Origin of the sequence: Mesorhizobium sp. M7A.F.Ca.US.005.03.2.1, assembly GCF_003997795.1 — a bacterium.
GTDB classification, from domain to species: Bacteria; Pseudomonadota; Alphaproteobacteria; order Rhizobiales; family Rhizobiaceae; genus Mesorhizobium; species Mesorhizobium ciceri.
Window position 1 is genome coordinate 1 of sequence record NZ_RZRP01000363.1, and the last position, 6,091, is coordinate 6,091.

The 6,091-nt window shown below is 63.9% G+C and carries 6 protein-coding genes and 1 pseudogene; 2 read left to right on the forward strand and 5 right to left on the reverse strand.

Annotation, left to right across the window (positions count from 1 at the left end; genetic code table 11):
- Together pncA and EN991_RS19950 are read left to right on the forward strand one after the other, a co-directional pair.
- Window positions 1–566, forward strand: a 566-nt coding sequence (pncA, locus tag EN991_RS19945; protein WP_127369369.1) for a bifunctional nicotinamidase/pyrazinamidase, incomplete at its 5' end; no start/stop codon positions are given.
- 27 nt (window positions 567–593) lie between these two features.
- A complete protein-coding gene (locus EN991_RS19950; RefSeq protein ID WP_127369371.1) occupies window positions 594–2,012 on the forward strand; it encodes a sodium:proton antiporter in 1,419 nt (472 codons plus the stop codon).
- On the opposite strand, the gene EN991_RS19955 is transcribed toward EN991_RS19950, so the two are convergent.
- From EN991_RS19955 to EN991_RS19975, 5 genes and pseudogenes are all read right to left on the reverse strand, one after another.
- Window positions 2,013–2,747: an ABC transporter ATP-binding protein gene (locus EN991_RS19955; RefSeq protein WP_024502064.1), complete on the reverse strand. Its 735-nt coding sequence runs from the start codon at window positions 2,745–2,747 to the stop codon at window positions 2,013–2,015. It lies immediately after the preceding gene.
- Window positions 2,744–3,472 (reverse strand): ABC transporter ATP-binding protein, encoded by a 729-nt coding sequence (locus EN991_RS19960; RefSeq protein WP_063169740.1) that lies wholly within the window; start codon window positions 3,470–3,472, stop codon window positions 2,744–2,746. The genes EN991_RS19955 and EN991_RS19960 overlap by 4 nt, the downstream gene beginning before the upstream one ends.
- Window positions 3,469–4,431, reverse strand: a complete 963-nt coding sequence (locus EN991_RS19965) for a branched-chain amino acid ABC transporter permease (protein WP_127369370.1) — start codon at window positions 4,429–4,431, stop codon at window positions 3,469–3,471. Before EN991_RS19965 ends, EN991_RS19960 begins: the two co-directional genes overlap by 4 nt.
- On the reverse strand, window positions 4,428–5,309 hold the full coding sequence (locus EN991_RS19970) for a branched-chain amino acid ABC transporter permease (protein WP_013528443.1): 882 nt from the start codon (window positions 5,307–5,309) through the stop codon (window positions 4,428–4,430). The genes EN991_RS19965 and EN991_RS19970 overlap by 4 nt, the downstream gene beginning before the upstream one ends.
- 179 nt (window positions 5,310–5,488) lie before the next feature.
- Window positions 5,489–6,040, reverse strand: a pseudogene (locus EN991_RS19975) (ABC transporter substrate-binding protein); the annotation flags it as partial.
- Between the last annotated feature and the right edge of the window lie 51 nt (window positions 6,041–6,091).

Below are 6,091 nucleotides of genomic sequence, written 5' to 3' on the forward strand. Positions count from 1 at the left end.
CCGGCGGCGCGCTGGCGGTTGCCGGCGGCGACGAGATCGTGCCGCTGGTCAACGACCTGATCCGGCGAACCGACCATGTCGTGCTGACGCAGGACTGGCATCCCGCCGGTCACTCCAGCTTTGCTTCCAGCCATCCGGGCGCGCAGCCCTTCACCATGATCGAAATGCCGTACGGCCAGCAGACGCTGTGGCCGGACCACTGTATCCAGGGCAGCCTGGGCTCGGATTTCCATTCCGGCCTCGCCTGGACCAAGGCCGAGCTCGTCATTCGCAAGGGATTTCGGCCTGATATCGACAGCTACTCGGCCTTCTTCGAGAACGACCGCACGACCCAGACCGGCCTTGCCGGCTACCTCCGGGAGCGCGGCATCGACACGCTGACCCTGGTCGGGCTGGCGACCGATTTCTGCGTCGGCTTTTCGGCGCTGGATGCCGTCAGCCAGGGCTTCAAAACCACAGTGCGGCTGGATGCCTGCCGCGGCATCGATCTCAACGGTTCGCTCAATGCCATGCTGCAGCGCATGCGCGACGCCGGCGTGAGGCTCGAAGACCCTTTGTCGGACTGACGGATCGTGAGGCACAAGAGGGGCTTTTTGTGGGTCGCGACGAAAGCGGCAATCGTCGTGGCCGTGCTGTTTCCGGCACAGGCTTTCGGGGCGGAGGAACACGGCCTGCCCGGCGCTTCGATGTCGCTGTGGTGGGCGCTGCCCTTTGCCGGGCTGCTGTTGTCGATCGCCACTGGTCCGCTGCTGTTTCTTCATGTCTGGGAGCATCACTACGGCAAGATCGCGGCCCTTTGGGGCGCTCTGGTGGTCCTGCCGCTGGCGGTCGCCTTCGGTGTCCCCACAGCGACCGAAGCGGTACTGCATGCGTTGCTCACCGAATACATGTCGTTCATCATCCTGCTGTTTGCGCTGTTCACCATTTCCGGCGGCATTCTCCTTGCCGGCAACATTCACGGCACGCCGCTGGTGAATGCCGGCCTGCTGCTGGTCGGCGCGCTGCTGGCCTCGGTGATCGGCACGACCGGTGCCTCGATGATCCTGATCCGGCCGATCATCCGCGCCAACGATAACAGGCCGTTCAACGCCCATGTCGTCATCTTCTTCATCTTCCTGGTGTCCAACATCGGCGGCTCGCTGACGCCGCTTGGCGATCCGCCGCTGTTCGTCGGCTTCCTGCGCGGCGTCGACTTCTTCTGGACGACGACGAACCTCTGGCACGAGACGCTGTTCGTCGGCGGTGTCGTCCTGGGCATTTTTCTGGTGATCGACATCATCCTGCACCGGCGCGAGGCTGGCGCGCCGAAGATCAAGGACCCGACACCGGATACCAAGGTGCGCCTGCGCGGCCTGGCCAACCTTCCGCTCCTGGCGGGGGTGATCGTCGCCATCCTGCTATCGGCGGCTTGGAAGCCGGGCGTCAGCTTCTCCGTGTTCGGCGTCAGCCTGGAACTGCAGAACCTGGTGCGCGACGCCATGATCCTGGCGCTCGCCCTCGTTTCACTTGTCATTTCGCGCAAGGAATACCGCGAGGCCAATGGCTTCAACTGGGGTCCGATAGCAGAGGTGGCCAAATTGTTTGCCGGCATCTTCATCTGCATCGTGCCGGTCATCGCCATCCTCAGGGCAGGCCGTGAGGGTGCGCTGGCGCCGCTGGTGTCGCTTGTGAGTTCTTCCTCCGGCCAGCCCAACGATCTCGCCTATTTCTGGCTGACCGGGGCGCTGTCATCCTTCCTCGACAATGCGCCGACTTATCTGGTGTTCTTCGAGCTTGCCGGCGGTGACCCCCGGCACCTGATGATGGAGTTCGCTTCGACGCTTGCCGCGATCTCGGCCGGCGCCGTGTTCATGGGCGCCAACACCTATATCGGCAATGCGCCGAATTTCATGGTCTACGCCATCGCCCGACATCGCGGCGTGAAGATGCCGGGCTTTTTTGGCTATATGGCATGGTCGGGCCTGGTGCTAATCCCGACATTTTTGATAGCGGGTTTTCTGTTCTTCGGCTGATCAACCCACGCCGACATAACGGCGCACCGCTGACGGATCGGCGCGCAGTTCTTGGACATCGACCGTCTCGCGGTTGCGGCCGTTTTCGACGAAGGCAACGCGGTCGGCGACAGAAAGCACCGCATCGACCCGTTGTTCGACCAGGATGGTCGACACGCCCATGTCACGCAGCGTCGACACCGTCTCGCGGATCTTGGCGATCATCGACGGCATCAGCCCTTCGGTCGGCTCGTCGAGCAATAGCACCTGCGGTTCGAGGCAGAGTGCACGCGCCATCGCCAGCATCTGCTGTTCGCCGCCGGACAGTGTGCCGGAACGCTGCCGCAGCCGCTGGCGCAGCAATGGAAAGAGGTCGAGCACGTTTTCACGCGTCGCCTTGCCTTTGCCGCGCGCCATCAGGCCGATCTCGATGTTTTCCGCCACCGTCATTTCGGCGAACAGTCGCCTTCCCTGCGGCACATAGGCGACGCCGGCCTTGGGCACCTCATGCGCCGGCAGGCCGGTCAACTCCTTGCCATCGAGCCTGATCGAGCCGGCGCTCGAGGGGACCAGCCCCATGATGGCCTTGAGTGTCGTCGTCTTGCCGGCTCCATTGCGGCCGAACAGGCACAGCACCTCGCCTTTGTTCAGCACCAGGTCGAGGCCATAGAGTACCTGGACCTCGCCATAGAAGCAGTCGAGCCCCGAAATGGTGAGTGCTTGAGGCGTGGCCTCGGCCTGGTTTGCCTCGGTCATGGGGCAGTCCCCAAATAGGCTTCCTGCACCGCCGCGTTTTCGCGGATCGCTTCGGGCGTGCCTTCGGCGAGGATCTTGCCGGCATTGAAGACCGTGATGCGGTCGGCCAGTTGCATGACGACAGGCATGTTGTGCTCGATCAGAAGCACGGTGGCGTTCTTGGCGATCTCGCGCACCAGGGTGATGAAATTGTCGATCTCGCTGTCGGCCAGCCCTTGCGTCGGCTCGTCGAGGATCAGCAGGCGCGGCTTCAGCGCCAGGCCCATCGCCACTTCCAGCAGGCGCTGATGGCCGTAGGACAACTGCCCGGCCGGCATGTGGGCGCGATCGGCCAGGCCGGTGCGTTCGAGTGCGGTCATGACAGCGGCCTGTATCGCGCTCCTGGAATGGCTGCCATGCCGCAGCGTCAGTTGCGCGGGCAGCGCGACGTTGGCGTAGACGGACAGGTTGGCATAGACGCTGGTGAGCTGGAAGGTGTAGGCGATCCCCCTGCGGACCCTGACATAGGCAGGCAGATTGGTGATGTCGGCGCCGTCGAAGACGATCATGCCGGCAGACGGCTGGATGCGGCCGCTGACCAGGCTGACGAAGGTGGTCTTCCCCGCTCCATTGGGGCCGATCACGGCGCGGATTTCGCCCGGCATCAAGGAGAAATCCACACGGTCGACGGCACGCAGGCCGCCGAAGTCGCGAGAAAGGCCCTTGGTGGTCAAAAGCGGCATCATGGCAGCCACCCGAGCCAGCGCTGCCTAATGCTGCCCAGAATGCCTTTGGGGAAAAACAGCACAAGCAGGATCAGCGCGATGCCCACAATCAGCAGATAGGCGGAGGTGTAGCCGCTGGTGATATCGATGACATAGTACATGAACAGCGTGCCGATCAGCGGCCCGAGCGTTGTTGCAGCACCGCCCAGCAGCACCCACAGCAGCGGCAGGATCGAATACTGCACCGACGCGAAGCTCGATCCGACATAGCCGAACAGCAGCGCATAGGCGGCACCCGAGCCGGCGCAGATGATGCCGGAGATGACGACGGCGGCGAGCTTGTTGGAGAAAGTGTCGTATCCCAGCATCTTCGTCCGCTCTTCGTTCTCGCGGATGGCGACCAGCACGCGGCCATACCGGGAGCGGACGATGGCCAATGTGACGAGAAGCACGATCGAAAACAGCGCCAGCGCCGTCATGTAGCGAACGGTCGGATTGGTGAGCTCGAGCGACGTCGCGCCGAAGGTGAGCACACGGGCCGGCTGCGTCACGACCATGCCCTGGTCGCCGCCGGTCCACGTCGCGAAGTAGAGGATGAGGAGGTAGAACACTTGCGCGAACATCATGGTGACGATCATGAAGGCGACGCCCGTGGTGCGCAGCGCCAGCAGGCCGATCACGAGTGACACAACAACACCACAGGCAAGCCCGGCGGCGAACGCCGCTGGTACGCTCCAGCCGAGCTGGATGACTGCAAGGCCGGCGCCATAGAGCCCGGCGGCAAAGAACATGGCATGGCCGAGGCTGAGCAGGCCGACATAGCCGAACAGCATGTTGTAGCCCATGGCGAACACCGCCAGCACCATGATGCGGGCGAGCAGGCCGTGATAGTATTCCGGCAGCAGGAAGCTCAGCACGAAAAGCAGCCCGACGACGCCGAGATGCAGGGCATAGGCTTTTACCGGCGAAGCTTCGCTCATCGCGACCTCGTCCCGAACAAGCCTTGCGGACGGAACACCAGCACCATGGCGACCAGCAGCGTGGCGATGATCTTGGCCAGCGTCGGCGAGAAGAACATCGAGATGATGCCGTCGGAGAGACCGATCAGCACGGCGGCGACGACCGTGCCGCGCAGCGAGCCGAGGCCGCCGATGATGACGACGATGAAGGAGAGCAGCAGCGGGTCCTGCCCCATCAGATAATGCGCCTGGCTGATCGGCACGATCAGCACTGCGGCAATGGCCGCCAGCATGGCGCCAAGCGCGAAGACGCCGCCATAGACGCGGCCGACGGGGATGCCGAAGGCCTGCGCCGTCTCGCTGTCATACTGCGTGGCGCGCATGACGAGGCCGATCCTGGTGCGCGTCAGCACCAGCCATGTCGCGGTGAGCAGCAGCGCGGAGGCGGCGATGACAGACAGTTTGTAGCCGGAGTAGCCGAACCACGGCAAAAGGATACGGTAGCTGAACGGCGGCTCCACCGGCCGCGCCTCCGGACCGTAGAAGGTCAGCGCCAGCTGCTGGATGATGTAAAGCATGCCGATGGTGGCGACGATGGTGGCTTCCGGATTGTAGTTGAGCCGGCGCAGCACCAGCCGTTCGGCGACCAGCGCAATGGCGCCGACGATCAGCGGAGCAATCACAAGTGCGGCCAGGAAGCCGAGCGCGGGGTGGCCGCCAATGGCTGTGGTGATCGCCCAGGCGAGCACGGCGCCCAGCATGAAGAACTCACCATGCGCGACATTGACCACCCGCATGACGCCGAACACCAAGGACAGGCCGAGCGCGGTCAGCGCCAGCACGGCTGAGGTGACGAGGCCTTCGAGGGCGGCGAGGAGGAGGTGGGGACCGAAGTGCATGCTACACGCTCAGCGATAGCGCAATCGCGCCCCTGCGGGGGGTGAGGAGTGGTCCGCGCAGCGGACGGAAAGCCAATTGCTTGGCTTTCCGAACGACGAACGCCCGGAGCGACAGCGAAGGGCCGGGTCCGGCAGGACAGAGGGGGGCGGCCTGGCGCTCACGCTTGTGCTGGAGCAGCTCACAGCGCCTGCGTCGTGTAATCCCCTTCGGCCTCGTAAAGTCCGTCCTCGATCTTGGTCTTGTGCACGACCTTGAGCTTGCCGCCTTCGATCTTGGAGATGTTCTGGATGCCAAAGCACTGGTGGATCTTGCCGTTGAAGGTCTTCGGTCCCTGCGGATGTTCCGGACCTTCGGCGAATTCGGTCAGCGCCTCGGTCGCCTCGACCAGCTTGGCGCGGTCTTCCGGTCCCTTGTAGCCGGCGTCCTCCATCGCCTTCTTGACGACGTAGAGCGTTTCCCAGCAGCCGAACATGTGGGCGGCGGTGGAGACGTCCTTGGGGTCGCCGACGGCGGCGCCATTGTCGTCGATGCCGACAGCAGCGCGATAGGCCTTCTGCGCCTCGGAATCATCGGCCTGCGCATAGCGCGGCGAGCCTTCCCAGAAATGGCTGCCATCGAGGAATTCGAGGCCGGGGCTGTTGATGTCGGTGGCTTCGAGCGAATCGATGAAGCCGAACAGTTGCGGCCGGTTGGAGCCGTAGAGCTCACCAAGCTCCTTGACGAAGGTGATCTACCACGTCATGGTCGGCCCGGCCGTGCTCACCTTCGTCAAGGAGCTTGG